The sequence below is a fragment of the Novosphingobium sp. UBA6272 genome, assembly GCF_002440635.1.
GTDB lineage: Bacteria > Pseudomonadota > Alphaproteobacteria > Sphingomonadales > Sphingomonadaceae > Novosphingobium.
In genome coordinates, this window is the sequence record NZ_DJUW01000026.1 from 36,047 (window position 1) to 62,060 (window position 26,014).

General features: G+C 62.4%; 26 protein-coding genes and 1 tRNA gene. 15 read left to right on the top strand and 12 right to left on the bottom strand.

The features are described 5' to 3' along the window. Positions 1 to 105: 105 nt before the first annotated feature. The 3 genes from tpiA (at position 106) to B2V17_RS11535 (ending at position 3,098) form a co-directional block, all read left to right on the top strand. On the top strand, positions 106 to 864 hold the full coding sequence (tpiA, locus tag B2V17_RS11525) for a triose-phosphate isomerase (protein ID WP_292997790.1): 759 nt from the start codon (positions 106 to 108) through the stop codon (positions 862 to 864). 71 nt (positions 865 to 935) lie between these two features. Next, entirely contained in the window at positions 936 to 1,334 is a 399-nt protein-coding gene (secG, locus tag B2V17_RS11530) for a preprotein translocase subunit SecG (protein ID WP_292997792.1), read from the top strand. A 129-nt stretch (positions 1,335 to 1,463) separates the two neighbouring features. Continuing rightward, positions 1,464 to 3,098, top strand: a complete 1,635-nt coding sequence (locus tag B2V17_RS11535; RefSeq protein WP_292997794.1) for a CTP synthase — start codon at positions 1,464 to 1,466, stop codon at positions 3,096 to 3,098. A 456-nt stretch (positions 3,099 to 3,554) separates the two neighbouring features. Here B2V17_RS11535 and B2V17_RS11540 read toward each other — a convergent pair whose 3' ends face one another. Further along, a complete protein-coding gene (locus tag B2V17_RS11540) occupies positions 3,555 to 4,031 on the bottom strand; it encodes an Hsp20 family protein (RefSeq protein ID WP_292997796.1) in 477 nt (158 codons plus the stop codon). 121 nt (positions 4,032 to 4,152) lie between these two features. Here B2V17_RS11540 and grxC point away from each other — a divergent pair, with 121 nt between their 5' ends. The 7 genes from grxC to B2V17_RS11575 all read left to right on the top strand — a co-directional run bounded on the left by grxC (position 4,153) and on the right by B2V17_RS11575 (position 8,925). Then, a complete protein-coding gene (gene grxC / locus B2V17_RS11545) occupies positions 4,153 to 4,452 on the top strand; it encodes a glutaredoxin 3 (protein WP_292997798.1) in 300 nt (99 codons plus the stop codon). Between the two features lie 3 nt (positions 4,453 to 4,455). Continuing rightward, the gene (locus B2V17_RS11550) at positions 4,456 to 5,271 is read left to right on the top strand and encodes a carbon-nitrogen hydrolase family protein (protein ID WP_292997800.1); all 816 of its coding nucleotides are present in this window, start codon (positions 4,456 to 4,458) and stop codon (positions 5,269 to 5,271) included. Beyond that, positions 5,268 to 5,726, top strand: coding sequence for a DUF1178 family protein (locus B2V17_RS11555; protein ID WP_292997802.1), 459 nt, complete (start codon positions 5,268 to 5,270; stop codon positions 5,724 to 5,726). Before B2V17_RS11550 ends, B2V17_RS11555 begins: the two co-directional genes overlap by 4 nt. Positions 5,727 to 5,778: 52 nt before the next feature. Continuing rightward, positions 5,779 to 5,855 (top strand) — tRNA-Arg (locus B2V17_RS11560). Positions 5,856 to 6,074: 219 nt separating this feature from the next. Then, on the top strand, positions 6,075 to 6,383 hold the full coding sequence (locus tag B2V17_RS11565) for an FtsB family cell division protein (RefSeq protein ID WP_292997803.1): 309 nt from the start codon (positions 6,075 to 6,077) through the stop codon (positions 6,381 to 6,383). A 122-nt stretch (positions 6,384 to 6,505) separates the two neighbouring features. After that, positions 6,506 to 7,582: a pyruvate dehydrogenase (acetyl-transferring) E1 component subunit alpha gene (pdhA, locus tag B2V17_RS11570; RefSeq protein WP_292997805.1), complete on the top strand. Its 1,077-nt coding sequence runs from the start codon at positions 6,506 to 6,508 to the stop codon at positions 7,580 to 7,582. After that, entirely contained in the window at positions 7,582 to 8,925 is a 1,344-nt protein-coding gene (locus B2V17_RS11575; RefSeq protein ID WP_292997807.1) for a pyruvate dehydrogenase complex E1 component subunit beta, read from the top strand. The genes pdhA and B2V17_RS11575 overlap by 1 nt, the downstream gene beginning before the upstream one ends. Before the next feature lie 18 nt (positions 8,926 to 8,943). Here B2V17_RS11575 and B2V17_RS11580 read toward each other — a convergent pair whose 3' ends face one another. The 6 genes from B2V17_RS11580 to B2V17_RS11605 all read right to left on the bottom strand — a co-directional run bounded on the left by B2V17_RS11580 (position 8,944) and on the right by B2V17_RS11605 (position 15,006). Then, positions 8,944 to 9,813 (bottom strand): hypothetical protein, encoded by an 870-nt coding sequence (locus B2V17_RS11580; protein ID WP_292997809.1) that lies wholly within the window; start codon positions 9,811 to 9,813, stop codon positions 8,944 to 8,946. Positions 9,814 to 9,863: 50 nt separating this feature from the next. Continuing rightward, positions 9,864 to 10,463, bottom strand: coding sequence for a TadE/TadG family type IV pilus assembly protein (locus tag B2V17_RS11585; protein ID WP_292997811.1), 600 nt, complete (start codon positions 10,461 to 10,463; stop codon positions 9,864 to 9,866). Next, on the bottom strand, positions 10,460 to 12,382 hold the full coding sequence (locus B2V17_RS11590; RefSeq protein WP_292997813.1) for a VWA domain-containing protein: 1,923 nt from the start codon (positions 12,380 to 12,382) through the stop codon (positions 10,460 to 10,462). The genes B2V17_RS11585 and B2V17_RS11590 overlap by 4 nt, the downstream gene beginning before the upstream one ends. Before the next feature lie 106 nt (positions 12,383 to 12,488). Beyond that, positions 12,489 to 12,923 carry a TadE/TadG family type IV pilus assembly protein gene (locus B2V17_RS11595; protein ID WP_292997815.1) on the bottom strand — a complete coding sequence of 145 codons (435 nt, stop codon included), beginning with the start codon at positions 12,921 to 12,923 and terminating at the stop codon, positions 12,489 to 12,491. Further along, positions 12,923 to 13,399 carry a TadE/TadG family type IV pilus assembly protein gene (locus B2V17_RS11600; protein WP_292997817.1) on the bottom strand — a complete coding sequence of 159 codons (477 nt, stop codon included), beginning with the start codon at positions 13,397 to 13,399 and terminating at the stop codon, positions 12,923 to 12,925. Before B2V17_RS11600 ends, B2V17_RS11595 begins: the two co-directional genes overlap by 1 nt. Continuing rightward, complete coding sequence (locus B2V17_RS11605) at positions 13,396 to 15,006, bottom strand: pilus assembly protein TadG-related protein (protein WP_292997819.1); 1,611 nt, start codon at positions 15,004 to 15,006, stop codon at positions 13,396 to 13,398. Before B2V17_RS11605 ends, B2V17_RS11600 begins: the two co-directional genes overlap by 4 nt. Positions 15,007 to 15,159: 153 nt before the next feature. Here B2V17_RS11605 and B2V17_RS11610 point away from each other — a divergent pair, with 153 nt between their 5' ends. Both B2V17_RS11610 and B2V17_RS11615 read left to right on the top strand, forming a co-directional pair. Further along, positions 15,160 to 15,816: a squalene/phytoene synthase family protein gene (locus B2V17_RS11610; RefSeq protein WP_292997821.1), complete on the top strand. Its 657-nt coding sequence runs from the start codon at positions 15,160 to 15,162 to the stop codon at positions 15,814 to 15,816. 34 nt (positions 15,817 to 15,850) lie between these two features. Continuing rightward, positions 15,851 to 16,324, top strand: coding sequence for a hypothetical protein (locus B2V17_RS11615; RefSeq protein WP_292997823.1), 474 nt, complete (start codon positions 15,851 to 15,853; stop codon positions 16,322 to 16,324). Between the two features lie 54 nt (positions 16,325 to 16,378). Here B2V17_RS11615 and B2V17_RS11620 read toward each other — a convergent pair whose 3' ends face one another. Next, the gene (locus B2V17_RS11620; RefSeq protein WP_292997825.1) at positions 16,379 to 17,140 is read right to left on the bottom strand and encodes an outer membrane protein; all 762 of its coding nucleotides are present in this window, start codon (positions 17,138 to 17,140) and stop codon (positions 16,379 to 16,381) included. Positions 17,141 to 17,256: 116 nt separating this feature from the next. Next, positions 17,257 to 18,594 carry a methylenetetrahydrofolate--tRNA-(uracil(54)-C(5))-methyltransferase (FADH(2)-oxidizing) TrmFO gene (gene trmFO / locus B2V17_RS11625; RefSeq protein ID WP_292997827.1) on the bottom strand — a complete coding sequence of 446 codons (1,338 nt, stop codon included), beginning with the start codon at positions 18,592 to 18,594 and terminating at the stop codon, positions 17,257 to 17,259. A gap of 67 nt (positions 18,595 to 18,661) precedes the next feature. Between trmFO and B2V17_RS11630 the strand changes: the two genes are divergently transcribed. From B2V17_RS11630 to B2V17_RS11640, 3 genes are all read left to right on the top strand, one after another. Continuing rightward, a complete protein-coding gene (locus B2V17_RS11630; protein ID WP_292997829.1) occupies positions 18,662 to 19,318 on the top strand; it encodes a lysoplasmalogenase family protein in 657 nt (218 codons plus the stop codon). Between the two features lie 67 nt (positions 19,319 to 19,385). Next, a complete protein-coding gene (locus B2V17_RS11635) occupies positions 19,386 to 21,158 on the top strand; it encodes a tetratricopeptide repeat protein (protein WP_292997831.1) in 1,773 nt (590 codons plus the stop codon). A gap of 13 nt (positions 21,159 to 21,171) precedes the next feature. After that, positions 21,172 to 21,705 (top strand): hypothetical protein, encoded by a 534-nt coding sequence (locus B2V17_RS11640; RefSeq protein ID WP_292997833.1) that lies wholly within the window; start codon positions 21,172 to 21,174, stop codon positions 21,703 to 21,705. Here the strand turns inward: B2V17_RS11640 and B2V17_RS11645 are convergent. The 3 genes from B2V17_RS11645 to gyrA all read right to left on the bottom strand — a co-directional run bounded on the left by B2V17_RS11645 (position 21,702) and on the right by gyrA (position 25,723). Then, the gene (locus B2V17_RS11645) at positions 21,702 to 22,553 is read right to left on the bottom strand and encodes a TauD/TfdA dioxygenase family protein (RefSeq protein ID WP_292997835.1); all 852 of its coding nucleotides are present in this window, start codon (positions 22,551 to 22,553) and stop codon (positions 21,702 to 21,704) included. The two genes, B2V17_RS11640 and B2V17_RS11645, sit on opposite strands and share 4 nt — an antisense overlap. 69 nt (positions 22,554 to 22,622) lie before the next feature. Further along, positions 22,623 to 22,970 (bottom strand): DUF952 domain-containing protein, encoded by a 348-nt coding sequence (locus tag B2V17_RS11650; RefSeq protein ID WP_292997837.1) that lies wholly within the window; start codon positions 22,968 to 22,970, stop codon positions 22,623 to 22,625. Next, positions 22,967 to 25,723 (bottom strand): DNA gyrase subunit A, encoded by a 2,757-nt coding sequence (gene gyrA / locus B2V17_RS11655; RefSeq protein ID WP_292997839.1) that lies wholly within the window; start codon positions 25,721 to 25,723, stop codon positions 22,967 to 22,969. The genes B2V17_RS11650 and gyrA overlap by 4 nt, the downstream gene beginning before the upstream one ends. Positions 25,724 to 26,014 lie beyond the last annotated feature (291 nt).

Below are 26,014 nucleotides of genomic sequence, written 5' to 3' on the forward strand. Positions count from 1 at the left end.
CCGCACTTTGCCGCAAGTCCTTTGACAAGCCGCCAACCACTCGCCTAGTCGCGAGGGGAAGCCCGCCGTCTGAGCCGGGCAACTGCGTTTGAATGAGGGAAAACCATGTCCAACCGGCCTTTTATCGTCGGCAACTGGAAGATGAACGGGAATCGCGCCATGCTGGCCGAAGCCCGGGCAATCGACCGCGGCGCAGCGCGCTGCCCCGGCGTCCGCGTCGGGATCGCTCCGCCGTTCACCCTGGTCAACACCATGGCCGATGCCGTCCAGGCCGCGCTGATCGGAGCGCAGGATTGCCATGCCGAAGCTTCCGGCGCCTTTACCGGAGACATTTCCGCGGCGATGCTGGCCGATGCCGGGGCGCAGTTCGTGATCGTCGGCCATTCCGAACGCCGTGCGTTGCACGGTGAAAATGACGCCGCCGTCAAAGCCAAGGCCGAAGCCGCGCTGGCAGCCGGTCTTGAAGTGATTGTCTGCGTTGGTGAGACCGAAGCAGAGCGCGATGCCGGCAAGGCCGAGAAGGTAGTCTGCAAGCAGCTCGACGGCTCATTGCCGCAAGGCGAGGGCGTGGCCGCGCGGGTTACCGTGGCTTATGAGCCGGTCTGGGCGATCGGCACCGGCCGGGTTCCCTCGGTCGAGGATGTCGGGGCGATGCACCGCGCGATCCGCGCCCGGCTTTCCGCGATCTACGGCGAAGACGGAGCCGGGGTGCAGATCCTCTATGGCGGATCGGTCAATGCCAAAAATGCCGAAGAGCTGCTGGGCGCAGACGAGGTGGGCGGGGCCCTGGTTGGGGGCGCCAGCCTGACCGCCGACAGCTTCCTCGCGATCGTGCTGGCGGCTGCCGGTCCCGGCGCCGAATAGCGCCACCGCTTGCAACTGCACCCGCGCGCGCCTAGATGCGCGCCAACAGATCTTCTTTTCCCGGGACCGCCATGTCGCTTTTCATTTTCCTGACCGTCGTTCAGGCCATCATTGCCTTCCTGCTGATCGTCGTGATCCTGATGCAGAAGTCCGAAGGCGGCGGCCTTGGCGTGGGTGGTAGCCCGGCCGGGCTGATGTCGGCACGCGGCGCGGCCGATTTCCTGACCCGCACCACAGCAATCCTGGCGACGCTGTTCGTCGGCATGTCGATCCTGCTTGCGGCGCTGGCCGCCAGCACCGGCAGCGACCGCCCGATCGAGGATACGCTGAATCGTTCGGCGATCCCGCAGGGCGCACAACCGGCCTCGAACCCGCTTGAAGGCGGCTCGATCCCGGTTACCCCGACGCCGGCCGCATCGCCCACGCCTGGCGCGGCCGATCCGCTCAGCGTTCCCGCCAAGAAGCAGTAATCAAGCAGCAAGAGACGTCGCCAGATCGGCCTTCCGGGCCGGGGCGACGGTGATTGTCATCCCGCAACTGTGGATTGCGGCAGGCTGCGCTTGCCGGGTCCCCCCCTTTCGGCTTAAGGCGCGATTCCCATGGCGCGGTTCATTTTTATCACCGGCGGCGTGGTCTCCTCGCTCGGCAAAGGTCTCATGGCGGCAAGCCTCGCAGCTCTGCTGCAGGCGCGCGGATTCAAGGTCCGGATTCGCAAGTTCGATCCCTATCTGAACGTCGATCCGGGGACGATGAGCCCCTATCAGCACGGCGAAGTCTATGTGACCGACGACGGGGCCGAGACCGATCTCGACCTAGGGCACTATGAACGCTTCACCGGCGTTTCCGCGCGCCAGGCCGACAACATCACCTCGGGCCGGATTTACCGCGACATTATCGCCAAGGAACGCCGGGGCGACTATCTGGGGGCAACGGTCCAGGTGGTTCCGCATGTTACCGACGAGATCAAGCGCTTTGCCCTGGCCGATACCGAAGATCTCGATTTCGTGCTGTGCGAAATCGGCGGCACGGTTGGTGATATCGAGGGCCTGCCGTTCATCGAAGCGATCCGCCAGATGCGCAATGAATTGGGGCGCGAGCGGTTCTGCTCGGTCCATGTCACGCTGGTGCCCTATGTCTCGGCTGCGGGTGAGCTCAAGACCAAGCCGACCCAGCACTCGGTCCGCGAACTGACCAGCCTTGGCGTTCAGCCCGACATTCTGCTGTGCCGCTGCGAGCATCCCTTGCCCGACAACGAGCGGGCCAAGATCGCGCTGTTCTGCAATGTCCGCAAGGAAGCGGTGATCCCCGCGCTCGATGCCAGCAGCATCTATGCGGTGCCGCTGCAGTATCATGCCGAAGGGCTCGATGCCGAAGTGCTGCATCACTTCGGCCTGTCGAGCCAGGCACCCGACCTTTCGAGCTGGGCCGATATTGTCGATCGTTACCAGCATCCCGAAGGCGAAGTGACGATCGGGGTAGTCGGCAAGTATGTCGGCCTGCCCGATGCCTACAAGAGCCTCAACGAGGCGCTGGTCCACGGCGGCATGGCCAACCGGGTCAAGGTCAATATCAAGTGGATCGACGCGGAACTGTTCGAAGCCGGGGACGACGAGATCGTAAATAAGCTGGAGCCGATGCACGGGATCCTGGTTCCGGGCGGCTTCGGGGTGCGCGGGACCGAAGGCAAGATCGCCTCGGTCCGCTTTGCCCGGGAACGCAAGGTGCCGTTCTTCGGGATTTGCCTGGGCATGCAGATGGCCTGCATCGAAGGCGCGCGCAACACTGCCGGAATTGCCGGTGCCGGCTCGACCGAGTTCGGCGAAACGAGCGAGCCGGTGGTCGGGATCATCACCGAATGGATGAGCCCGGAAGGCCTGCAAACGCGCGGCGCCGATACGGATCTGGGCGGAACCATGCGGCTTGGTGCCTATGAGGCCAAGCTTGGCGCGAACAGCCATGTCTCGACAATTTATGGCGGAGCAACCTCGATCAGCGAACGCCACCGTCACCGTTATGAAGTCAACGGCGCCTACCGCGAAGCGCTCGAGCAGGGCGGTCTGGTTTTCTCAGGCATGTCGCCTGACGGCCTGCTGCCGGAAATTGTCGAACGTCCGGACCATCCGTGGTTCATCGGGGTGCAGTTCCATCCGGAACTGAAAAGCCGCCCGTTCGACCCGCATCCCTTGTTCGCCGGGTTCATCGCGGCGGCGTTGCAGCAGGCTCGCCTGGTCTAAGTCCGGCAAAGTCGTTCATCGATCATTCTGGCTTGGATTGAGGGTCGCGCTTGAGCCCGAATCGGCCGCCCGCTAGTCAGCCAAATCAAGACTGATTCGCAATTGGATCACGGTGTTGAGGGAAGAATCCGGGAGGCCTTGTTTACCGCGATGTAAATTGCAATTCGGTCAAGCCGGGGCTTTTTCCAAGGCGGCTCTGCCACTTAGGAGCAGCCCGGTTTGAATGGCTAAAACTTTCTTAACTCCGTTTGTTGGTCGCTCTTTACGCTGCCTTCAAATAGGGTAACTGGCAGGACGCTTTCCACCGGCAAAGAAGCCGGGTAATGCTTGGGCTTGTTGCGATCTGATCATCTTCTGCGACCCGGATGATCGCGATGCGACGGGGCGGCGCGAAAGCGTCGCGGGGGTGGGCTGAGAGGCCCACCCCCAATTTATTTCAACACGGTGCAATCTGGCTCAAGCGGCCTTGGTATCGCCTTCGTCCTTGGCGTCCTTGACGACGCTGAGGGTCTTTTGCGTGCCGACCGAAATCTTCTTGGGCTTCATCGCTTCGGGCACTTCGCGGACCAGGTCGATCGACAGCAGGCCGTCTTCCAGGTTCGCGTCTTCGACCCGGACGTAGTCGGCCAGTTCGAAGCGGCGTTCGAACCCGCGCTGGGCGATCCCGACGTGCAAAAACTGGCCTGCCGAAGCGTCGTCAGCCTTCTTGCCCTGAACCACCAGCAGGTTCTGCTGGGCGGTAATGTCGATGTCGGCCGGCTTGAATCCGGCCACCGCCAGGGTGATGCGATAGGCATCGTCACCGCGGCGCTCGATGTTGAACGGGGGGTAATTGTCGCCGCTGTTCATCCGGTTCTGGTTTTCGAGCAAGTCGAACAGCCGGTCGAACCCGACCATGGTGCGGCGGTAGGGGGTAAAATCAAAACGGTTCATGTCACAATCCTCTGCTTGAGCAATCATGTGGTCTGGGACCCGACGATCGGCGTCCCGTGAAGCCATCCCCCTTCGACATGCTCAGGACATGCCTTGCGGACCATGACTTCGCACCCGAGATATGGTAGCGAAGCCTGGTTTCAAGAGGAGTGCGCACGTGTCCACGCCCAAGGTCGAGATTTATACCAAGTGGGGCTGCCCCTATTGCGTGCGGGCCAAGGCCCTGCTCAAGGAAAAGGGCGTCGACTTTGCGGAGTATGACATTACCCTGGGCGGCCCGAAGAAAGCCGAAATGCGGGAGCGCGCACCCGGCGCGATGACCGTGCCGCAGATCTTCATCGATGATCAGGCGATTGGCGGTTGCGACGATATGCAGGCGTTGGAACGTGCCGGAAAACTCGACCCCTTGCTGGGTTTGTAAGCTTTGACCCGTATCGCGATCTTCCAGATGACTTCGGGGATCGATCCCGAGGCGAATGCTGCGGCGATGGTCTCTGCCGTCGGTGCGGCGGACATGGGCGGAGCGACGATGCTGTTCACTCCGGAAATGTCCGGCATGCTCGATCGCGATCGCAAGCGTGCGACCGCCAATGTGGTGCCTGAAGACCAGAGCCCGGTGCTGGCGGCGATGCGCAATGCTGCGGCGCGGGCCGGCATGTGGCTTTCGATCGGCAGCATCCCGGTGCTGCGCGAGGACGGCCGTTGGGCCAACCGCACCTTCGTGATCGACAGCAGCGGCGATGTCGCCGCGCGGTATGACAAGATCCACATGTTCGATGTCGATCTCGACACCGGCGAAAGCTGGCGAGAATCCGCCGCCTACGCTCCTGGCGAGGAAGTGGTCACGGTCGAAACTCCGGTCGGCCGGCTCGGCCTGACGATCTGCTATGACCTGCGCTTTCCGGCATTGTTCGAGGCGCTGGGGCGGGCCCAATGCGACGTCATTTCCATACCGGCGGCATTTACCCGGCCGACCGGTGCGGCGCACTGGCAAGTGCTGCAGCGGGCCCGCGCGATCGAGGCGAGCGCCTTCGTTGTCGCCGCGGCGCAAGTTGGCTTGCATGAAGATGGCCGGGAAACCTATGGTCACAGCATGGTGATCGATCCCTGGGGCGACGTCCTGCTCGAAATGGACGGCGAAGCATCGGGGCTGGGGTTCGCCGAGATCGATCACGACCGGATCAAGGCCGTGCGCAGCCAGTTGCCCAGCCTGTTCAACAAACAGCCGATTTCGCCGTGATCGTTTTTGATCTCGCTTGTCCGGCCGGTCACCGCTTCGAAGGATGGTTCGGCTCGTCCGAAGACTATGCCAGCCAGCGCGAACGCGGGTTGGTTTCATGCCCGCACTGCGGGTCGCCCGAGATCGACAAGGCACCGATGGCACCCGCCGTTGCCCGCAAAGGCAATCAGATGCCCTCGGCCAAACCGGCGCAGTCGGTGGTCGGTGGCGGTCTGCCACCGGAAGCCCAGGCGGTGATGGCCAAACTGGCCGAGCTTCAAGCTCAGGCGCTCAAGCAATCACGCTGGGTTGGCAAGGACTTCGCCGAGCAATCTCGCGAAATGCATTATGGCGAGCGTGACACCGAAACGATCCACGGACAGGCGACGCTGGAAGAAGCCAAGGACCTGGTGGAGGAAGGCATCGCGGTGATGCCGCTGCCGTTTCCGGTCGCCTCGCCCGATAATCTCAACTGATCGTCGACGGCTTGCCCGAGAGCGCCCTACCGCTTAGAGACCCTCTCCGAGTGCGCCCGTAGCTCAGCCGGATAGAGCACCAGATTCCTAATCTGGGGGCCATGGGTTCGAATCCCGTCGGGCGCACCACTTGATGCTGCTGCCGAAGGCAGTGGCATAAGGTGGTGCGATGCATCGGGGATCGCACCGTTCGGAGTCGGAGCGTAGCGGAGACGTCCGGAGCGCAGCGCAGGACAATCCCGTCGGGCGCACCACATTCCCCCTCCGCAGATCCACTTAGCCCCGCATTTCCGCGGTTCTTCAAACTTTCCGCTTGAACTGCTGAATTAACTATGATTCTAAGAGCACATGGTCGGACGCAACGAACCCAGGCTGGCGAAGGAAAGGTTGACCCAGGGGCTTGCCCTGTTCAGCCTGCTCGCGATGGGTGCCTGGGTGCTCGTCGGCCCCAGCGGGCTCCTGGCCTGGAGCGAAAACAATCGCTTGCTGGCCGAACGCCAGAAAGAACTTGCGCAGCTGAAGGTTGAGCGGGAGGATCTGAAGAACCGGGTCGCGCTGCTAGATCCGCGTCAGGTCGATCCCGATATGGCCGGCCAGCTGCTCCGCGCGAATCTCAACGTCGTGCATCCGGACGAAGTCGTTCTGATCATCAAGTGACGTTACGTCGCCGCCGAATCTATTTGCCAAAACGTTAGATCAAATTCGTATGCGGCGGATTGCCTCTGCCGCGCCTTGGCCTATAGGCGGAAGGGTAGTTCCATACCCCAGGGGATACGACATTGGCCAAGTCCGGTTCGAGCCGCAAAGCGCCTGCCAAGGCAGCTGCGGACGATGAAACCTTCGCACTGCGCAGCCTTCAGGAAGCGCATGAGGCAAACCCGCGTTATGCGGCAAGCGATGATGAGCTGCTGAAATTCTACGAGCAGATGCTGCTGATCCGCCGGTTCGAAGAGAAGGCCGGGCAGCTCTATGGCCTCGGCCTGATCGGCGGGTTCTGCCACCTCTACATCGGCCAGGAAGCGGTCGCGGTCGGGCTGCAGTCGGCGCTGGAAGAAGGCAAGGACAGCGTCATCACCGGCTACCGCGATCACGGCCACATGCTGGCCTACGGGATCGATCCCAAGGTGATCATGGCCGAGCTGACCGGGCGCGGCGCCGGGATTTCCAAGGGCAAAGGCGGGTCGATGCACATGTTCTCGACCGAGCACAAGTTCTACGGCGGGCACGGCATCGTCGGCGCGCAGGTGCCGCTGGGGGCGGGGCTGGCCTTCGCACACAGATACAACGAAGATGGCGGTCTGTGCATGGCCTACTTCGGCGACGGCGCGGCCAACCAGGGCCAGGTCTACGAAGCCTTCAACATGGCGGCGCTGTGGAATCTGCCGGTGATCTTCGTGGTTGAGAACAACGGCTATGCCATGGGCACTGCGGTGACCCGCGGTTCGGCCGAGACACACTTCCACCGCCGCGGCACCGCCTTCCGGATCCCCGGGATGAGCGTCAACGGGATGGACGTGCTCGAAGTTCGTGCCGCCGCCGAAGTGGCGGTGGCGCATGTCCGCTCGGGGCGCGGGCCGGTGCTGATGGAGCTGCAAACCTATCGCTACCGCGGCCACTCAATGTCCGATCCGGCCAAGTACCGGACCCGCGAGGAAGTGCAGGAAATGCGCGACAACCGCGATCCGATCGACGGCGCCAAGGCCGAGCTTCTGAAGCGCGGCGTGACCGAGGAACGCCTCAAGGAAATCGAAAAGCAGATTCGCAGCAAGGTCAACGAAGCTGCTGATTTTGCAGAAAACTCACCGGAGCCTGAGATGACCGAACTCTACACCGACGTGCTGGTGGAGAGCTACTGATGGCGATCGAACTGAAAATGCCCGCGCTGTCCCCGACGATGGAGGAGGGGACCCTGGCGAAGTGGCTGGTCAAGGCCGGCGACACGGTCAAGAGCGGCGACATCCTGGCCGAGATCGAGACCGACAAGGCGACGATGGAATTCGAATCGATCGACGAAGGCGTGATCGGCGCGATCCTGGTTCCTGAAGGGACCGAGGGGGTCAAGGTCGGCACGGTGATCGCAACGATCAGCGGGGAGGGCGAGGATGCCGCTCCAGCCGCTGCGCCCAAAGTGGAAGCACCCGCCACCGCGCCTGCGGCTACCGCGCCGCCACCGGCCCAGCCGCGCGCCGAAGACCCGGCTGTTCCCGCCGGCACCAACATGAAGACCTCGACCGTCCGCGAAGCCCTGCGCGATGCGATGGCCGAGGAAATGCGCCGGGACGAGCGCGTCTTCGTGATGGGTGAGGAAGTCGCCCAGTATCAGGGCGCCTACAAGGTCACCCAGGGCCTGCTGGACGAGTTCGGACCCAAACGGGTAATCGACACCCCGATCACCGAATACGGCTTTGCCGGGATCGGGGTCGGCGCGGCGATGGGCGGGCTGCGTCCGATCGTCGAGTTCATGACCTTCAACTTCGCGATGCAGGCGATTGATCACGTGATCAATTCGGCGGCGAAGACCAACTACATGTCGGGCGGGCAGATGCGTTGTCCGGTAGTGTTTCGCGGCCCCAATGCGGCGGCCAGCCGGGTCGGCGCACAGCACAGCCAGAACTACGGCCCGTGGTACGCCAGCGTCCCCGGCCTGATAGTAATCGCGCCCTATGACGCCGCTGATGCCAAGGGCCTGCTCAAGGCCGCGATCCGCAGCGACGATCCGGTGGTCTTCCTCGAAAACGAGCTCGTCTATGGCCGCAGCTTCGAGCTGCCCGAGCTTGACGATCACGTCCTGCCGATCGGCAAGGCGCGGATCATGCGTGAGGGCAGCGACGTGACGATCGTGTCCTATTCGATCGGCGTCGGCCTCGCGCTCGAAGCCGCCGAAACGCTGGCAGGTGAGGGGATCGAAGCCGAAGTGCTCGATCTGCGGACCCTGCGCCCGCTCGACCGTGAGGCGGTACTGGCCTCGCTGGCCAAGACCAACCGCCTGGTGATTGCCGAAGAAGGCTGGCCGGTCTGTTCGATCGCGTCAGAGATCATGGCGATCTGCATGGAAGACGGCTTCGATCATCTCGACGCGCCGGTCCTGCGGGTTTGCGATGAGGACGTGCCGCTGCCCTATGCCGCGAACCTGGAAAAGGCAGCGATCATCGACGCACCGCGGATCGTCGCGGCGGTGAAAAAGGTCTGCTATCGCTGATCGCTTAGGGGTAGGGGCTTAGGGCCCCTTCTTCCCGCCGCCCTTGCCGCCACCTTTGCCGCCGCCGCCACTGGTAGTGGTGGTAGTGCTGCCACCGGTTGAGGTTGTGGTGCCTCCTCCCGTGGTCGTAGTCGTCGAACCACCGGTCGTAGTTGTCGAACCGCCGGTGGTGGTCGTGCTCCCTCCGCCGGTCGTCGTTGTGCTCGATCCGCCAGAAGTGGTCGTGGAACCCCCGGTCGTGCTACCCCCGCTACTGCTGGTGACCGAGCCATCGCTGCCCAAAGTGATCTGACCCGAAAAGGTCGAGCAGCTTTGAACCGGATCGGGCAAAGCCGGATCGCGCTGGTAGATCTGGCTGAGATCGCGGTCATCGCGAACCGTAAAGGTGGCGATCGAGGAGATATCCGGCGTCCCGACAAAGGCGGACGAGATCAGCGGCTGATAGGTATAGTTGATCTGCACAAAGATCACCGCGTCACCATCCTGGGCCAGCACTTCATTGCCAGGCGCGCCCATTCCGTTGGGAAGGATATCGCCGGCCTTGCCGAAGCTAGATTCAACCTGCAGCGCGCCACGGCAGCGCTGCCAATGGATGTATTGTTCTCCGCTGGCATTCACTTCCAGACTGGAGATGATTACCCGCCCCCGATCGAACAGGGTCATGCCCGGTCCGCCCTGAATTTGCGCGCCGATGAAGGTATCCAGAATGTCGGATTCGTAAATGCGGCGATCTTGCAGGGTAGAGGTATCTCCGACGCGCGAGGCGTTATCGGCAACATGAACCGCCAGCTGGCCGACCTTCATATTGACCAATGCAAAGTTGGCGGTCTCGGTTCCCCAAAGTCCTGCCATGAGCAGGAACGGCGCGCCCAGTGCGAACTCGGTCATGGCAACGCCGGACGTGCTGCGCAGCAAGCGGCGGAGGCTTCGAAGCGTAATCATGCGCAGTTACCCAGCGTGGGAGCAGCCGTGTCCTGCTGGCCGTAAGGCTGGTTACGCAGAACGGTGCTGACGCTCAGCGAATTGGTGCTGCTTTGCCCCGGAATGAAGGCATAGATCGGGAAAAGCCGAGGATAGCTGACATCGACGCGATACAACACAGCATCGCGCGCGCCCCCAAACCCGGCCTGCCCAGGATCGAGATCCCAGTTGCCGTTGCCGTTGGCGTCCTCGAACGGCTCGTTGGCATCGCAAGTACCATTGGTATTGAGGTCGGTGTAGTCCTCCGGACGACCCACCTCGGTGAAGCTGGAATAGGAAGTGCGGCTGAAGGTCAGCGTTGCATTGGGGGAAAGGGTTCGCACGGCCGTTATGACCAGCCCATCGATCCCTGCCGAATTGGACGCGGCACCCTCCATAGTCGCCTGGCGCGCGGCTGTCTGGATCGAACCTTGCAGCATCTGCGAGGTGTACATGCTGTAAGCCAGGTCCATCAGGCCGAACAGCATGACCATCAGGGTCGGCGCGAGCAGCGCAAACTCGATGATCGAAACCCCGCGCTGATCGCGGCGCAAGCGGTTGAACAGGCGGCGGATCATTTCGTCACCCGCAGTTCGCCCATCTGCGCGGCGATCTTGGAGAAAATGTCTTGCAGCTCGGCCGCGTCGGCAGCTTCGTAGGAGTGTCCAGCGCCGGCACATTCGGTCATGACCGGGTTGAGGCTGACACCAAAGCCAATCACCCAAACGGTGATGTTGCGCTTGCGGGCTTCGGCGCAGGCGACCGCAAAGCGACGTTCAACCACTTCGGTCAGCGTCTGGGCCGAACCCGGCGACCAGCGCCGCCGATCGATCCCTTCGATACCATAGGTGCCATATGACAGGTCCAGCGGCGCGGTTTCCCCGTCGGTCAGGAAGATCATGTGTCGGCTGGTCGGCTTGCCAGCCTGGTCGGCGTTCTCGCTGGCGAACAGGCCGCTAGGCGAAAGCAGGCGGGCGCCCCAGATCATCCCGATGTCATGATAGGTGCTGCCATCTGCGTACAGGCTGTCGACATAGCTTGCGACCTGTCCGGCATCCATTTCGGCAAGCTTGCGCGCCGGGGCAGGGCAGGCCGACAATCCGGCCCAACCGGCGTTGAGATAGTCCCAGGTCGCAAAAGAGGTGCCGGTCTCGAAGCTGCCGTTGCCGCCCCAGTCCATCGCGCGGACAAACGAAGCCTCGTGCAGCATCGGTCGCCACTGCGTTGCCGGGTTGCCGGCGGTCGGGACCAGGTCGATATCGAGATCGAGCGCCCGGCCGAAATCGACATTGTCGTAATCGTCGATTTCATAGGTATCGCGCTCTTCGATACAGCCGTTGAAGTTTGCATCCAGTTTCGAGGGGTTGTTCGCATTCCCGGCCATGTTCGGGAAATCGATGGTCCTGTTGGTCTTCATTGTGTTCGCGCTGGTGTTCTTCAGCGACGTGACATCGACATTGTTCATGGTCTGGTACTGCCAGTCCCACAGCGGGATCGTCTGGGTGCCAAGATCCTTGTAGCGATAGATGTAGCGGTAGTCGGTGTATGTATAGGGAGAAACTTCAACCGTGGTCGAATCCAACCACGAGCAGGAATAGGTGGTTCCGTTCAGAACATATTCCCAGTTCTCGGTCCCGTCCGCATCGAACCAATGGCCCACTTCGGTCCAGGTCGTCGTCGAAGCCGGACATGAGCTGTCGTAATAGGTTGTGCCCCAGGCCGCCGTGCCGCTGACATAGATCCATTCCTGCTTCACGATCGGACCGGTAACAGTGGTGCCCGTATCGTGCGGGATGCGGCCGTGGTAATTCCAGCGGTCAACCATCCACGAAGCCTTGAGTAGCCCGGCGACGTTGACGTTGGTCGAGTAAGGTACGAACCCATAGCGGATCCGCGTGCCGGGGCTCTTGCTGCCTTCCAACTGGGCGTGGAAATCCTTCACCACGCCGCGCAGCACGTCGATCCGGGGCTGGGTATCGCCTGGATTGGTCAACGACATCGAGCCGGTCGTGTCGAGCACGAACATGATGTCCGTGTTGGAGAAGTTCAGCTTGGCCGAACATTCAACCGCCACATCGACATTGGCATAGCCGAACATGTTCATGATCGTGGTCGGCACGTCGACGCTGGCCGAACCGTTGATCGTATAGTCCGCTTCCAGCGTCATCTGGAACGAACGGTTGCTGGTGCCATAGGCGCCATCGCGGAAGTTGACGTTGAAGAACCGGTTTCCGACATCGACCACATCGGCCGGAACGGTCCCGGTGGTGACGACCGCCGAGCCCAATTTCTTGCGGGCGGCCAGCACGCCGGCATCGCAGGCCTGCTGCAGGCGGGTTTCTGACAGGTAAGAACGGCCCATGTCGATCCCGCCGCCGACCATGGCCAGCAAGGGCACCAACGCGGCTGCAAGCATGCCCAGGGTGTTGCCTGACGCATCGCGCCACAGCCTGTCAAGCAGGCCGGTTGCGACGGTGGTGGCAGATTGCAGACCCATTATTGCGGCAAGCTCCGGAAATTTCCCGGTTTCCGCTCTACCGCAGCGGCGTAACCCCTTGCCGAAGATGTATGGTTAACTTCTTCAGAAAGTTTGCTCGCAAAGCCTAGGGAGCGATGACAAAGATCGGCCGGGAGTAGGTGATCGGAATCTCGCTGACTCCAAGCAGACTCAACATTGTTGGGACATTGTACCGCATCGTCATGGTATATTCGACTGCACCGGTAACCCGCTGGGTGCTCGCCGTGGCAATGGTTACGGTAAGGCGGCTCCGGGTCAGGCCATAGGGGGCCTGGGTAGCGACGCCATTGGCATAGTCCTGCAGCTGGCTGGTGGTGAGCCGGTTGCTGGTCTGATAGTTGATCACCGCATAGCGCGCGACATCGGCGGAAGCCCCGCGCAACGCGTTATAGTTCTGCATCCCGATGCCGATCTGCAGCACCCCCATGAACATCCCGATCAGCAGCGGGGCGAGCAGCGCGACCTCAACGATCACCGAACCGTCGGTGCGTTCCCGCAAGGCTTTCAGACGGCGCAGCATCAGTTTGCCTGCTCCTGCTTGTACATCACATTGCGGACTTCATTGAAGTTGATCGCGCTGCCCACGCCAAAGCGGGTCCATGTGGGGGTATAGGTGTCGAGCAACTGAACACGGATAAAACGAGAACGAACGTTACCCGAATTGCAACTGTTGGCATTGCTGACATAGCCGGTTTGTGAATCGCAGCGGAATACTTCCGATACGATCACCTTGTCGGCGGCGAGGCCGGTCGAGGCCTGGATCACGCCTTTGACCGTTACGCGCCTGGCGAAAGTGTCCGGCGCCGCGGCCAGGGCAATCGCCGCTGCTTCTGCGGCGGCACTCTGCAATTCGGACTGGCGCGCGATGATCGTGCTGACCTGAAAGGCACCGAGGCTGAGCAAGACCAGTACCGGCGCGACGATGGCCGTTTCGATCACCATCGCGCCCTCGCTGTCGCGGCGCAGGTTTGAGACAAGGCGGTGCAAAGGCATCATGCCACCAGCTTCACAGTTGCAGCGCCGGAGGATACTTCGTCCTCGTGCGTCATGCCATCGGGGCAGAAGCTGCTCATGTTGGTGTTGCCTTCCAGCGTGATGTTGGCGGCGGCGATCAGCAGGCAGGCGCTGGTCACACCGGCGGTGCCGTTGAAGCGGATGTCGCTTCGCGGCAGATAGATCTTGCCGTTGAGGATCGTGTCGCTGTTGCCATTGATCGTGTTGCGGTTGTTGGTCCCTTGCGAGGCACGATCTTCATAGATCAGCATCCCGGTGAACTGCTGCGCCTGCGATGTGCTGAGCCCGCCGACCTGCGAGAGCTGGGCCGCGGTTGCGGCGGTCAAAGTGATATTCGAGCCCCCCGTGAAGTCGATGTAGGCCCCGTTTTTGAGTATGAACAGCACGCCAGATGCCGTGACCTGATGTTGCCCGGTAATCTTCAGGCGGCCACCGTCGATCACATAGATCCCAGGGTTGAACAAAGTGGTGCAGCTCACCTGGAACCCGCCCGAATAGGTTCCCTGATTCAAGGTAGCCTGAGTTTGGGTGGTGACCGTAACCGCGTTGGCGTATTCGGTGTTGGTGCGGGTTACCGCTTTGCGGTAGACTCTGTTCGACCCCGATCCGCTGACCTGAGTCCAAAGCGGCGCGCCGTCCGAGAAGGTTGTGCCGTTGACACTATTGGTCGGTAGGCTGACCTGATAGGACCAGGCACCCCAAGTACCGGTCACGTTCGGCAGATAACCCGTTCCTGTATAAGTCGTCAGCTGAGTTGCATTGTTGGTATTCGATCCACGCCAATAGGTATAGATTGTGTCGGACCTGGTGCGTCTGTCACCGGTTGTGGAGGTTGTTCCTGCGACACAACCATAGGTCTGAGCCGGATTAGGATTGGGCGTCGGCGTGGTCAGCGCCGCGAAGGGATCCGACAACCCTGGCATACATTCGTGGATCTCCGCGTCGGTATGCGATGAAAGCCAATCATCGATCCCGCCGGCCGAAACCACCCAGCCTGGATCAACCGTTGGGTTGCCGTTGATGGTGATCGAGGTTGGCGAGTTGGAGAGCGCAGCGATTCCGCACTGGGCATTGAGTGTTGCGTTACCACCGATCGTGATCGCGCCGCTGTCATCCTCGTCCACCGCGATCAGGCAAGCGGTGTAGGACGAACCTTCGGCAAAGCTGGCCTGCGAATAGACGCTGACCGTAGTGGTACGACCGGTCAGGAAGTTCGAAAAGGGCAGTGTCTTCGTCGCCGAAACCGTCACCACCACGCTGTTCTGGTTGCCGCCATTGTAATTGGCCAGCGAGACATTGGGGGTGGTGTTGATCGTGCGGGTCTTGGAAACGTTGGCGATGAATTCCTGCCGGGCGCGGGCGACATAGACGCTGCGCGAATCCTCGTCGCTGCGGGCCCAGGCTCCGGCCAAAGCCGCCTGATCGGCCGCGTACTGGATTTCGCGCTTCCACATATACCACTGCGCGGTATCGACCGCGAGGCCCGAGGCCCCGATCAGAACGGGCATGCCCAGCGCAACCAGCAAGGTCGCGTTGCCACTGGTGCTGGACTTGAGCTCGCTGAATTTCCGGCGAATCGCGCTGAGCATGGTGCCCCCAAAAAGGAATCCAAGTGGGTTGCATGCAGGCGGCTTTGGTGACCAGTCTCTCTAAGGTCTGGGTCAACAAGGTGATAAGCCGGGTTAGGCTGGCCAAGTGTTTGCCTGCCTTGCAGGATTTCAAGGTGCAGCTAGGGGAACGTGATGGACGCTGCAGATCTTATCGATGAACTACCGGCTGATCGCCGCCTGGCTCTGGCCTATGCGCCGCGCGCCGCGCGCGATGCGGTGCTGGGGCTTTTTCTGCTTGATCTGCGGCTATCTCGGATCGTTGCCCAGGCGCGTGAACCGATGCTTGGACAGATCCGCCTGTCTTGGTGGCGCGACCGGCTGCGCGAGCCGCTCGACAAGACCCCGGCGGGCGAGCCGCTGCTGGCCTTGCTGGCGCTGTGGGGGCCTGCTCGCGCCCGCTTGGCACCCCTGGTCGATGGCTGGGAGGCGCTGCTGGGTGACACCCTGATCGAAAGCACCGAACTGGAGGCATTCGCCGAAGGCCGCGCTGCGGGCTTCGCTGCGCTCGCCTCAGTGCTTGGCCACCAAAATGCTCTTGAGGAAGCCGCGCGGGCCGGACGCGAATGGGCCTTGGCCGATCTGGCCGCAAATCTCGGAAATTCCGACGAAACCGGGATAGTGCTGGGGCTGGCCCAAATGCAGGATTGGTATCCGGCAAAGCTTCCGCGCGGCTTGCGTTCGCTTGCGATCCTGCACGGACTGGCCCGACGCAAGCGCGGATCTGGCCCGCTTCTGGCGGGATTGAGAGATGGATTCTGCGCTGTCAGGCTTGGATTGTTTGGCAAGTAGGCTAACTTCGGACGAATAGTCTGGAGGTACTGCAATGAATCGCTTGGTACTTGGCGCCGTTTCTGCCCTGCTGCTTGCTGGCGCGGGCATGTTCTGGTGGCAAGGCCAGGCCTCGACCGAGGCTTCGGCCCCGCCGCCTCCGCCAATGCAAAGCGAAATGCCAAGCGGGACACCGCTGGAGGAGATCCCCGACGAGGATGGCGAGGGCCTGCAAGGCGGGGCACTGCCGCCCGAAGCCAGCGCGGCCACCCGCGAGGAAAAGCGCTTCAACCGGCTTGATCGCAACCGCGACAACCTGATCAGCCGAACCGAAGTGATGCAACCCCGGATCGCGGCCTTCCGCAAGCTCGACAAGGATGGCAATAACCTGCTGAGCTTCGAGGAGTGGGCGGTTGCCACTTCGAACCGGTTCAAGAAGGCCGATTCCGATGGCAATGGCAACCTGACCCGCCCCGAATTCGCCACGACCAAGCCGAAGGCGGCCAGCAAACCAGGCTGCAAATGCTGAAACGCCCGCCCGGTTTCCCGGACGGGCGGTAACGTCTGATCTTCCAGGCGGGGATCAGAAGTGGAAGTTCAGCCCAAGACGGACACTGTGCATCCGCAAGTCTTGCGTGAAGGTTTCATTGTACGCAGGCGAGGTGAACGCGCTGCCGGCCCGGTAGGCGGTAGCGTAGCTGACATCGCCAAGGTCGGAATAGCCATATTCAAGCCGTGCCGACATGTTCGAGCCAAGCTTGTGTTCAATCCCCGCGCCGACGGTGTAGCCATCGAAATTGGCGGTTAAGGCAGCAGCCTTGCTGTAGTTGCCGTTGGACAGGATCGTGGCGCCAACGTCAGCCCGCACCGTCTGCCAGCCGCCATGGGCATAGAACAGGGTCTTGCCCATCGGCAGACCGACCTTTCCGCGCACCGAGATTGCGTGTTTCGGATCTATGGTATTTCCATAAGTGTAGGACAATGTCGGAAACGCCGTCGAAGCCTGAGTGCTGCTGCGAACATCGCTTCCGTTGAGAACCGAGAAGTCAGCTTCGACACCGAGAACCGCGCCGCCAGCGTTGAAGTTATAACCGATCTGGGCACCGAAGTTCAGATCGTCGATAGACTGGCTGGTGCCCCAACGTGACACCACTTCATTTTGAAGGGCAGTGGATTCCGAGGTCCAGGCCCCGCTGAGCGCCAAAGCAGAATCAGATTTGATGCCGTTGTAGCCGGCATGGACGCCGATATAGGCCCCATTCCAGTCATCCTCATCATCCTGCGCAAATGCCGGACTTGCCAAGGTAGCTGCGGCGATTGCCGCGATAGAAAGATACTTACGCATACATTCCTCCCTCAAGACAGGTGCGACCCCGCAAGGCAGTCTCCTAAGGCAGGTGAGCCACGAATAATTGTAGGGATGCGACGAATGTTGCAGAAAGAATCGTTCAAATTTCGCGTTTAGGAAATTTTCAACCATGATTGCAGGTCCTGCTTGGCCCGCGCGGTGTAAGCCAGTTTGCGCTGCTTCTTCTTCACGTCCTCGTCCGGCATGGGAAACAGACCGAAGTTGACGTTCATCGGTTGATAACTCTCGGCCTCGGCATCGCCGGTGATATGCGACAGCAGTGCGCCCAGCGCGGTAGTGCGGGGCAGCGGTTTCCAGTCCCGGCCAGCGATCTCCGCCGCGGTCATCATCCCCGCCATCAGCCCGACCGCCGCGCTTTCAACATAGCCTTCGCAGCCGGTGATCTGCCCGGCAAAGCGGACGTGCGGCGCGCTTTTCAGCCGCAGCTGCCGGTCGAGCAGTACCGGGGAATTGAGGAACGTATTGCGGTGCAGCCCGCCGAGCCGCGCAAACTCGGCGTTCTCAAGGCCGGGAATGGTCCGGAACAGGCGGACCTGCTCGGCGTGCCTCAGCTTGGTCTGGAAGCCGACCATGTTCCACAGCGTACCCAGCTTGTTGTCCTGGCGCAGCTGAACCACCGCATAGGGCCAGCGCCCGCTGGGGTGCTCTTCGGTCGCCCAATGCGGATTGTCGAGCCCGACCGGCTTCATTGGCCCGAACCGCAGTGTATCAACCCCGCGCGACGCCATCACTTCGATCGGCATGCAGCCTTCGAAATAGGGGGTATTGGCCTCCCACTCGCGGAACTCGGTCTTCTCGCCGTCGATCAGGCCTTGGTAGAAGGCCAGGTACTGTTCGCGGTTCATCGGGCAGTTGATGTAGTCCTTGCCGCCCTTGTCCCAGCGCGCAGCCTTCCAGGCCACGTCCATGTTGATCGTGTCGTGATGGACGATCGGGGCGATCGCGTCGAAGAAGGCCAGGCTGTCGGCCCCGGTCGCGCTGCCGATGCTGGAGGCCAACGCTGCCGCGGTCAGTGGGCCGGTGGCGACGATGGTCAGTCCGGCTTCGGGCAGGCAGTCGATCCGCTCGCGCACCACTTCCAGGGTGGGCAGGGCGGCGAGCCGCTGCTCGACCTCGGCCGAAAAGACGTCGCGGTCTACCGCCAGCGCCGATCCCGCCGGAACCTTGGCCACTTCGGCCGCATCCATGATCAGCGAATCGAGCTGGCGCATCTCGTGATGCAGCAGGCCGACCGCGTTGTTTTCGTGATCGTCGGAGCGGAACGAGTTCGAGCAGACCAGTTCGGCCAGGCCCGTACCCTGGTGCGCCGGGGTCATATCGCCGCCGCCGCGCATTTCCGAAAGCCGCACATTCACGCCGCGCCGGGCGAGTTGCCAGGCAGCTTCGCTTCCGGCCATGCCGCCGCCGATTATGTGAACATCGTATGCCATTGCCCAGCGCCTAGCCTTGCGCGCGGCAAATGGAAACGCCAAGCATGGCCCAGAGGGGGAATTGCCGATGCCCAAACGTGCACTGATTGATAAACGGCCGTGGTTGCTCGCCAGCCTGATCGCCGGGATCAGCTATTACTTTGTGCGCGATAGCGCGGTTCCCGGCCTCTACCTGATGGCATGGAAGGGTGCGGGCGTCGCCTTGCTGGCGGCCTACGCTCTGGCCCGGCACAGGGGTGCGGATTCGCGGCAGATTGCGGCAGTGATGGGGTTCGGCGCGCTGGGTGACGTGCTGATCGAACTGGAACTGACCTGGGGAGCGATCGCCTTCCTGATCGGGCACCTGATCGCGATCCACCTCTATGTCCGCCACCATCGGTCCGTCCTCACGCCCAGCCAGAAGCTGGCGGGCTGGACCTTCTTTCTGCTCATCCCGGTGATTGCGTTCTTCCTGCCGACGGATCGCGCCGCCGCGCCGGTTATAGCTCTCTACGCGACAGGCCTTGGCGCAATGACGGCGGCAGCTTGGTCAAGCACCTTCCCGCGCTACCGGGTCGGGATCGGCGCGGTGCTGTTTGCGACCTCCGACCTGTTGATCTTTGCCCGAATGGGGCCGCTGGCGCACAGTGCCTTGCCGGACCTGCTGATCTGGCCGCTCTACTACTTCGGCCAATTTCTGATCTGCACCGGGGTGGTGGGCGAGCTCCGCAAGCGGGCTTCCTGACCCTTGCATTGTCCGAAAATTCGGTCATTCTCGCGATCGGGTAGCGCGCCCATCAATCGGGGTTCCGATGGCCATTCTCCGCGCGCTGATCCTTTTCCTCGCAGCTTCCCTGGCGCTTGGCCAGCCCGCAGCCGCTGCTGACAAGCCGCCCACCGGCTATGACAAGTACCGCGAGAGCTTCGTCTTCGATGGCAGGCAGAATTACCCCTACGTCATTCGCGGGGTGATGATCGACTGGGAACTGGCCTGCCTGAAGGGCAAGGCCGATTCCTGCCTGAAACTCGCGCGGGCTTTTGAAACCGGCTTTGGGATCATCGCCTCCGACCAGCGCGCGGCGGTCGGCTATTTCATGGAGGCCTGCAAGAAGGGATCGGGCGAGGGCTGCGTACGTGCGGCCGAGATGCTGCGCGAAGGCGTACCCGGCTATAAACTCCCCGTTTTGGCCCAGCAACAGGCGGAGCGGGGCTGCAACCAGCTGAAGTTCGCGCAGGCCTGCGCATCGCTTGCGGTCAGCCAGGCGGCGGCAGCACCAACCGGTTCGGATCAGTCCGATGCCTTGCTGGCCCAGGCATGTGCCGGGGGCGACGATACCGGCTGCCGCAACCGCGCCAATGGCTTGTTCTATGTCCGCAAGGACGCGGCGGCGCGCAGCGAGGCCTTGCGCATGTTCGAACCGGCCTGTCAGGCCCGCAAATCGTGGGGGTGCATGGGCATGGCCGATGCCTATCGCAACGGCTGGGGCGTGAGCGCCGATCCGGGCCGCGCGGCCGAATACGAGCGGATTGGTTGCGTCGAAACGCGCGGCGACAAGCTCAGGCTCTGCACTTACCATGGCGAGCGTTTGACCAAGTCTGCCAACAAGGCCGAGCTCAACCGGGGCGAGCAGTATCTGTCCGCCTCATGCTCGGCCAACGATGGCCAAGCCTGCTTTTTCGTATCGCGGCTGTTCCTGCTCGGGCTGAACGGGGCGACCACGACATTCCAGGAGAGCATGTATTTCGCCCGCCGCGGCTGCGAGCTGGGTGATGGCCGCGCCTGCTTGCTGCTGGGACTGATCTACACCGGCGAATATGGCCAGGTGCAGGCCGAACCGCCGGTCGCCTTTGCGCTGTTCGAGCGGGGCTGCAAGCTGGGTGAGCAAGCCTCGTGCGGTCGGGTTACCAAGATGGCTGCTGCTGATCCGGGGCTGCGCAGTCGTCGCCTGACAATCGATCCCGCCGCTCCGGCGGTTGAGCAACTTCGTCAGGCCCGGGCCATGGTCGAAGGCGGCAGCGACCGCAACGCCGGGCTCGGTGCCGTGGCCCGATTGATGCACGAGGGCAACGAGGATGCGGCCTGGCTGCTGGGCGGCTGGATGTATTACGGGCTGCCCGGCGTATTCGGAACCGAACGCAAGGCGGACGGACTGATCCTTTTTGAGAATGCCGCGCGGGTCGGCCATGTCGATGCCGCGATCTATATGGGCATGGCCTATTGGTATGGCCAGGATGTCCCGCTCAACCGCGCCAAGGGAGAGGAATACATGGCGATTGCTGCATCGCGCGGCGATCCCAAGGCCGTGGCGATCCTGCGTTCGATGAAGAACGAGCCAATCCGTGAGGAGAATGCCCGCAGGCAACGCCAGTATGAGGAGTGGGCCGCGCAAAGCCAGGCGTTCTGGTCCAGTCCGGCCTCGATGTTCTCGCGCACATGGACCGCACCGTCGACCAGCTACAATCCGACGCCCAGCTATGGCGGGCCATCGGTCTCGCAGATCTATGACACCCACAATTTCAATAACGCGATCAGCTACTACTCGGGCGGGACATCCGTCTGCTCGTCTTCAAACCCCTATTGCTGAAGGAGACCTTGGAATGCGCACTATCGCAGTGAGCCTGCTGTTGCTCGCCGTCGCCGGACCCGCCGCGGCGGAGACGATCAGCTTCAAGATCACGGTCGGCACCAACGAACGCGGCGGGGTCTGCTATGTTTATCTGCCCGCCGATCCGAACAACCTCGAAGGGCCGGAGCTGGAGATCAGCGTTTTGGCGAAGAATGGCAACGTCAATGTCGGCATGTCCAAACTGCCGACGGTGCTCGCCACGCCCAAGCTGGAGAAGAGCGAAGCACCGGTGCAACTGACCTTCGGCAAGAAGAACAAGATCAAGACCGACAAGGGCTCGCTCCGCTCGGGCTACTATTACAAGTACCTCGGCTGGTGGAGCGATTCGAAGAATGGCCTGCCCGTGCTGTCGGCACTGAAGGACGGGACCACAGTCAATGTCGAATTCGCCGGCAACAAATACGGCCCGATCCCGATCCAGCAATCGCCGAGCAGTATGAAAAACTATGCGTACAATTTCCTCACCGGCTGCGTGAAGCGCAACGGCGGGACGGCGGTGTTCTAGGTGAGATGACCAGTCCACGCCGCGATCGTCGTGCGGTGCAGTTCGCGCCGGTGGCCTTCATAGCCGCCGGTGGCGCGGTGCAGGACCGAGCGGTTGTCCCACATGATCAACATGCCCGGTTCCCACTTGTGGGTGTAGGTGAAGCGGGCATCACCTTGCCACTGCTGCAGTTCCATCAGCATTGCGATCGCCGCGCTCTGCTCCATCCCCTCGATGCCGATGATATAGCCCAGCGTTGAATAGAACCCGCGCCGTCCGGTTTCGGGATGGGCCGGGACCAGCGGATGGGTCTGCTCGGCCAGCGCGGCCTCGCTGGGGCGGATGTCCATCGAACGACCCTTGTCCTTGGCACCATAGGTTCCGTCAGGCGCATAGGGCAGCTTGGCGGAGTGGATCGCAACCAGATCGGCATAGCGCGCCTGCTGCTCGGCGCTGAGCGCTTCCCAGGCCTTGTGCTGATTGGCGAACAGGGTGTCACCACCCAGCGGGGGAATCTCGATGGCATTTAGGCAGGTCCCGGCGGGCGGGTACTTCTGGAATGACCAGTCGGCATGCCAGTTTTCGGCAAACAGCGGGCTTTCCTCATCCGCCTCGCGCCGGATCGCGGCGATATGTTTCCGGCCCGGGATCGGGGCAAAGAACGGATCCTCGCCGAACCCGCCCATTGCCAGGGTGAAGCGTTCCAGATCGTCATCACCAAGGAACTGGCCCGGAAAGGCGAGGACATGGTGTTCAAGCCAGATCGTCCGAAGCTCGGCTACCAGCTCAGGGTCGAGATCGGCTTTGAGGTTCAATCCCGTAACGCGCGCTCCGCATGCTTGCCCGGAAGGTTCAACCTTCAATCCCATTGCTTTCGATCCTGTCCCAGCTTTGGGATACTTTCACCCCGATTGCGCCGCTCCGCAAGCCAAACCGACTCAGCCGGGATAGGCAACTGTGCCATCCTCGCCGCGGATTAGCGGCGCCAGGGCCGTCACCGCACTCAGCGGGAGTGGGGCATAGATATGCGGAAACAGGGCATCACCGCGCGAAACCTCCCACCGGACCGCCTCGCCCATTGCTACGAGATCGACCCGGACAAGCCACAGTCCGGTCTGCCCGGCAAAATGCTTGTCGAGCGTTCCCACAACCTGTGGTTCGGCCGAAAGGTGAATATAGCCATCCGCCAGATCGACCGGCGCGCCATGAAAGATGCCTTCAGCGAGCAGACTGTCCTTCTGCTCCGTGGTCAGGATCTTCCAGGCGTGGTCGGGCAGGGTGCTCACTCTTCAGCCGGTGGCGCTTCGTTGTCCGACCCGCCAACTTCCGCCTCGGCTTCATCGCCGCCTTCTTCCTCGGCCAGGCGCACTGCCGAAACGACATGTTCCTGGTCGGCGACGTTGAACAGGCGGACACCGGCACTGTTGCGACCAATGACCCGCATCGTGCCAAGCGGCAGACGGATCAGCTTTGCCTGATCAGTCACCAGCATCAGCTGGTCGGCCTGTATGGCGGGGAAGCTGGCAACAACCGGGCCATTGCGGGCGATGTTGTCGATATTGGTGATGCCCTGGCCGCCGCGTCCGGTGCGGCGGTATTCGTAGGCGGAGCTCATCTTGCCATAGCCGTTGGCGCAGACCGTCAGGATAAACTGCTCGCGTTCTGCCAGTTCGGCCATGCGTTCCGGCGAAAGCGAAGGCGTGCCTTCTTTCTCACCCTTCCACGGAGCATACTTGACGTATTCCTCACGCTCTTCGCTGCTGGTGCCGACGCGGTGGAGGATCGAGAGGCTGATAACCTCGTCATCACCCTTCAGCGTCATGCCGCGCACCCCGGTCGAGGTGCGGCTCTGGAACTCGCGCACTTCGTCGCCGGCAAAGCGGATCGCCTTGCCTGCGCGGGTGGCGAGCAGCACGTCATCGCTGGCTTCAAGCAGGGCCACGCCGATCAGGCGATCGTCGCTGTCATCCTCGAACCGCATCGCGAACTTGCCATTCGACGGGATGTTGGTGAACAGCTCCATCGAATTGCGGCGGACGTTGCCCTTGGCAGTGGCGAATACCACCGAAAGCTTGGCCCATTCGGCCTCGTCCTCGGGCAGCGGCAGCACGGTCTGAATTGTCTCGCCCTGATCGAGCGCGGGGAGCAGGTTGACGATCGGGCGGCCGCGCGTGGCCGGACCGCCTTCAGGCAGCTTCCAGACCTTGAGGCGATAGACCTTGCCGGCGGTGGAAAAGAACAGCACCGGATTGTGGGTGCTGGTGACGAACATGCTCGTCACCACGTCCTCGTCCTTGGTCGCCATTCCGGCGCGGCCCTTGCCGCCGCGGTTCTGGGCGCGGAAGGTCGAAAGCGGGGTGCGCTTGATGTAGCCGTCCATGGTCACGGTCACGACCATCTCGTCGCGCTCGATCAGGTCCTCGTCCTCGATCCCGTCGGCAGCTGCGGTGATTTCGGACAGGCGCGGGGTGGCATAGGCCTCGCGGATCAGCACGAGCTCGTCGCGCATCACGCCATAGAGCTTGACCCGATCGCCCAGGATCGAGAGGAATTCGGCAATTGCGGCGGCCAGTTCCTTGAGCTCGCCGCCGATCTCGTCGCGGCCCAGCGCGGTCAGGCGATGCAGGCGCAGATCGAGGATTGCCTTCACCTGCGTTTCGGACAGGCGATAGGTACCGCCTTCCTGCTCGGCACTGGGCTCGATCGCTTCGACCAGCTTGATGTAGGGCGCGATCTCGCCAATCGGCCAGTCGCGAGTCACCAGGGTCTCGCGCGCCGCCGCCGGATTGGGCGAGCCGCGGATGATCCGCACGACTTCATCGAGGTTGGTCACCGCGACCACCAGACCGAGCAGGATATGGGCCCGGTCGCGCGCCTTGTTCAGCTCGAACTTGGTGCGGCGGGTAATTACCTCCTCGCGGAAAGAGATGAAGCTGGTGATGATATCGCGCAGCGTCAGCACTTCGGGGCGGCCGCCGCGGATCGCCAGCATGTTGGCCGGGAAGCTCGATTGCGCCGGAGTATTGCGCCACAGCTGGTTGAGCACGACTTCGGGCGTCGCATCGCGTTTGAGCTCGATCACCACGCGCACGCCGAGCCGGCTCGATTCGTCGCGGATGTCGGAAATACCCTCGATCCGCTTTTCCTTGGCGGCTTCGGCGATCTTCTCAACCAGGCCGGACTTGCCGACCTGATAAGGGATCGCGGTCAGAATGATCGATTGCCGATCGTTGCGTCCCTGCTCGATCTCGTGCCGAGCGCGCATGATGATGCTGCCGCGGCCTTCGGTATAGGCCTTGCGCGCTCCGGCCATGCCCAGGATCAGCGGCGCGGTGGGGAAATCGGGCCCTGGGATGATCGCGATCAGGTCTTCATTGCTGATCGCGGGGTTTTCGATGGTCGCCAGGCAGGCATCGATCACTTCGCCCAGGTTGTGCGGCGGAATGTTGGTCGCCATGCCGACCGCGATCCCGCCCGCGCCGTTGACCAGCAGGTTGGGGAAGCGCGCCGGCAGGACCGACGGCTCCTGCCGCGATCCGTCATAGTTGTCGACGAAATCGACCGTATCCTTGTCGAGGTCTTCCAGCAGCGAGTTCGCCACCCGCGCCAGCCGCGCCTCGGTATATCGCATCGAGGCCGGCGGATCGGGGTCCATCGAGCCGAAATTGCCCTGGCCATCGACCAGCGGCAGCCGCATCGACCAGTCCTGTGTCATCCGCGCCAGCGCATCGTAGATCGCTGAGTCGCCGTGCGGGTGATAGTTGCCCATCACGTCGCCGACGATCTTGGCGCTCTTGCGATAGGGCCGTCCGGCGACAAAGCCGCCTTCCTGGCTGGCGAACAGGATTCGGCGATGCACCGGCTTCAGACCATCGCGCACGTCGGGCAGGGCGCGGGCCACGATCACGCTCATTGCGTAATCGAGATAGCTGGTCTTCATTTCATCGACGATGTCGATGCGCTGGAATTCACCCATCGGACCGGGCTGAAGGTCGGTCGGTTCGGGGCTGGAATCGGGGATTTCGGTGTCGTCGCTCACGCGGTTCTGATCACTTGTTCTATTGGCATTTGGTACGGTCTGACGGCCCTAGGCCAATGCCCGCAGCAAGGCCAGCGCAGGGGTGCGATAAGCGGGTATGCCGGGCGTCTTTTCCACACTTTGAACGGCAATTCTGAACGGCTGGTCGCTGCAGCATTCAATCGCCGTTCAACCGGCTGATCCTAGTGCGCTCGACTGTTGCCAAGGGGGCGCCCAAACGCCTATGGCGAAGCAGAGGAAGTCGCCCGCCGGGCAGGGCCGAATTGTCCCTGAGCGGCGGTTGCCAAGGAG

Bases quoted from the DNA above. Each gene is read 5' to 3' on its own strand.
- B2V17_RS11610 (WP_292997821.1), top strand. From the start codon at position 15,160: ATGGACGCTGCAGATCTTATCGATGAACTACCGGCTGATCGCCGCCTG.
- tpiA (WP_292997790.1), top strand. From the start codon at position 106: ATGTCCAACCGGCCTTTTATCGTCGGCAACTGGAAGATGAACGGGAAT.
- B2V17_RS11595 (WP_292997815.1), bottom strand. From the start codon at position 12,923: ATGCTGCGCCGTCTGAAAGCCTTGCGGGAACGCACCGACGGTTCGGTG.
- B2V17_RS11615 (WP_292997823.1), top strand. From the start codon at position 15,851: ATGAATCGCTTGGTACTTGGCGCCGTTTCTGCCCTGCTGCTTGCTGGC.
- B2V17_RS11590 (WP_292997813.1), bottom strand. From the start codon at position 12,382: ATGGGTCTGCAATCTGCCACCACCGTCGCAACCGGCCTGCTTGACAGG.
- B2V17_RS11645 (WP_292997835.1), bottom strand. From the start codon at position 22,553: ATGGGATTGAAGGTTGAACCTTCCGGGCAAGCATGCGGAGCGCGCGTT.
- B2V17_RS11635 (WP_292997831.1), top strand. From the start codon at position 19,386: ATGGCCATTCTCCGCGCGCTGATCCTTTTCCTCGCAGCTTCCCTGGCG.
- B2V17_RS11630 (WP_292997829.1), top strand. From the start codon at position 18,662: ATGCCCAAACGTGCACTGATTGATAAACGGCCGTGGTTGCTCGCCAGC.
- grxC (WP_292997798.1), top strand. From the start codon at position 4,153: ATGGTAGCGAAGCCTGGTTTCAAGAGGAGTGCGCACGTGTCCACGCCC.
- B2V17_RS11620 (WP_292997825.1), bottom strand. From the start codon at position 17,140: ATGCGTAAGTATCTTTCTATCGCGGCAATCGCCGCAGCTACCTTGGCA.
- B2V17_RS11575 (WP_292997807.1), top strand. From the start codon at position 7,582: ATGGCGATCGAACTGAAAATGCCCGCGCTGTCCCCGACGATGGAGGAG.
- B2V17_RS11565 (WP_292997803.1), top strand. From the start codon at position 6,075: ATGGTCGGACGCAACGAACCCAGGCTGGCGAAGGAAAGGTTGACCCAG.
- B2V17_RS11540 (WP_292997796.1), bottom strand. From the start codon at position 4,031: ATGAACCGTTTTGATTTTACCCCCTACCGCCGCACCATGGTCGGGTTC.
- B2V17_RS11600 (WP_292997817.1), bottom strand. From the start codon at position 13,399: ATGATGCCTTTGCACCGCCTTGTCTCAAACCTGCGCCGCGACAGCGAG.
- B2V17_RS11585 (WP_292997811.1), bottom strand. From the start codon at position 10,463: ATGATCCGCCGCCTGTTCAACCGCTTGCGCCGCGATCAGCGCGGGGTT.
- B2V17_RS11640 (WP_292997833.1), top strand. From the start codon at position 21,172: ATGCGCACTATCGCAGTGAGCCTGCTGTTGCTCGCCGTCGCCGGACCC.
- trmFO (WP_292997827.1), bottom strand. From the start codon at position 18,594: ATGGCATACGATGTTCACATAATCGGCGGCGGCATGGCCGGAAGCGAA.
- B2V17_RS11535 (WP_292997794.1), top strand. From the start codon at position 1,464: ATGGCGCGGTTCATTTTTATCACCGGCGGCGTGGTCTCCTCGCTCGGC.
- B2V17_RS11605 (WP_292997819.1), bottom strand. From the start codon at position 15,006: ATGCTCAGCGCGATTCGCCGGAAATTCAGCGAGCTCAAGTCCAGCACC.
- B2V17_RS11580 (WP_292997809.1), bottom strand. From the start codon at position 9,813: ATGACCGAGTTCGCACTGGGCGCGCCGTTCCTGCTCATGGCAGGACTT.
- secG (WP_292997792.1), top strand. From the start codon at position 936: ATGTCGCTTTTCATTTTCCTGACCGTCGTTCAGGCCATCATTGCCTTC.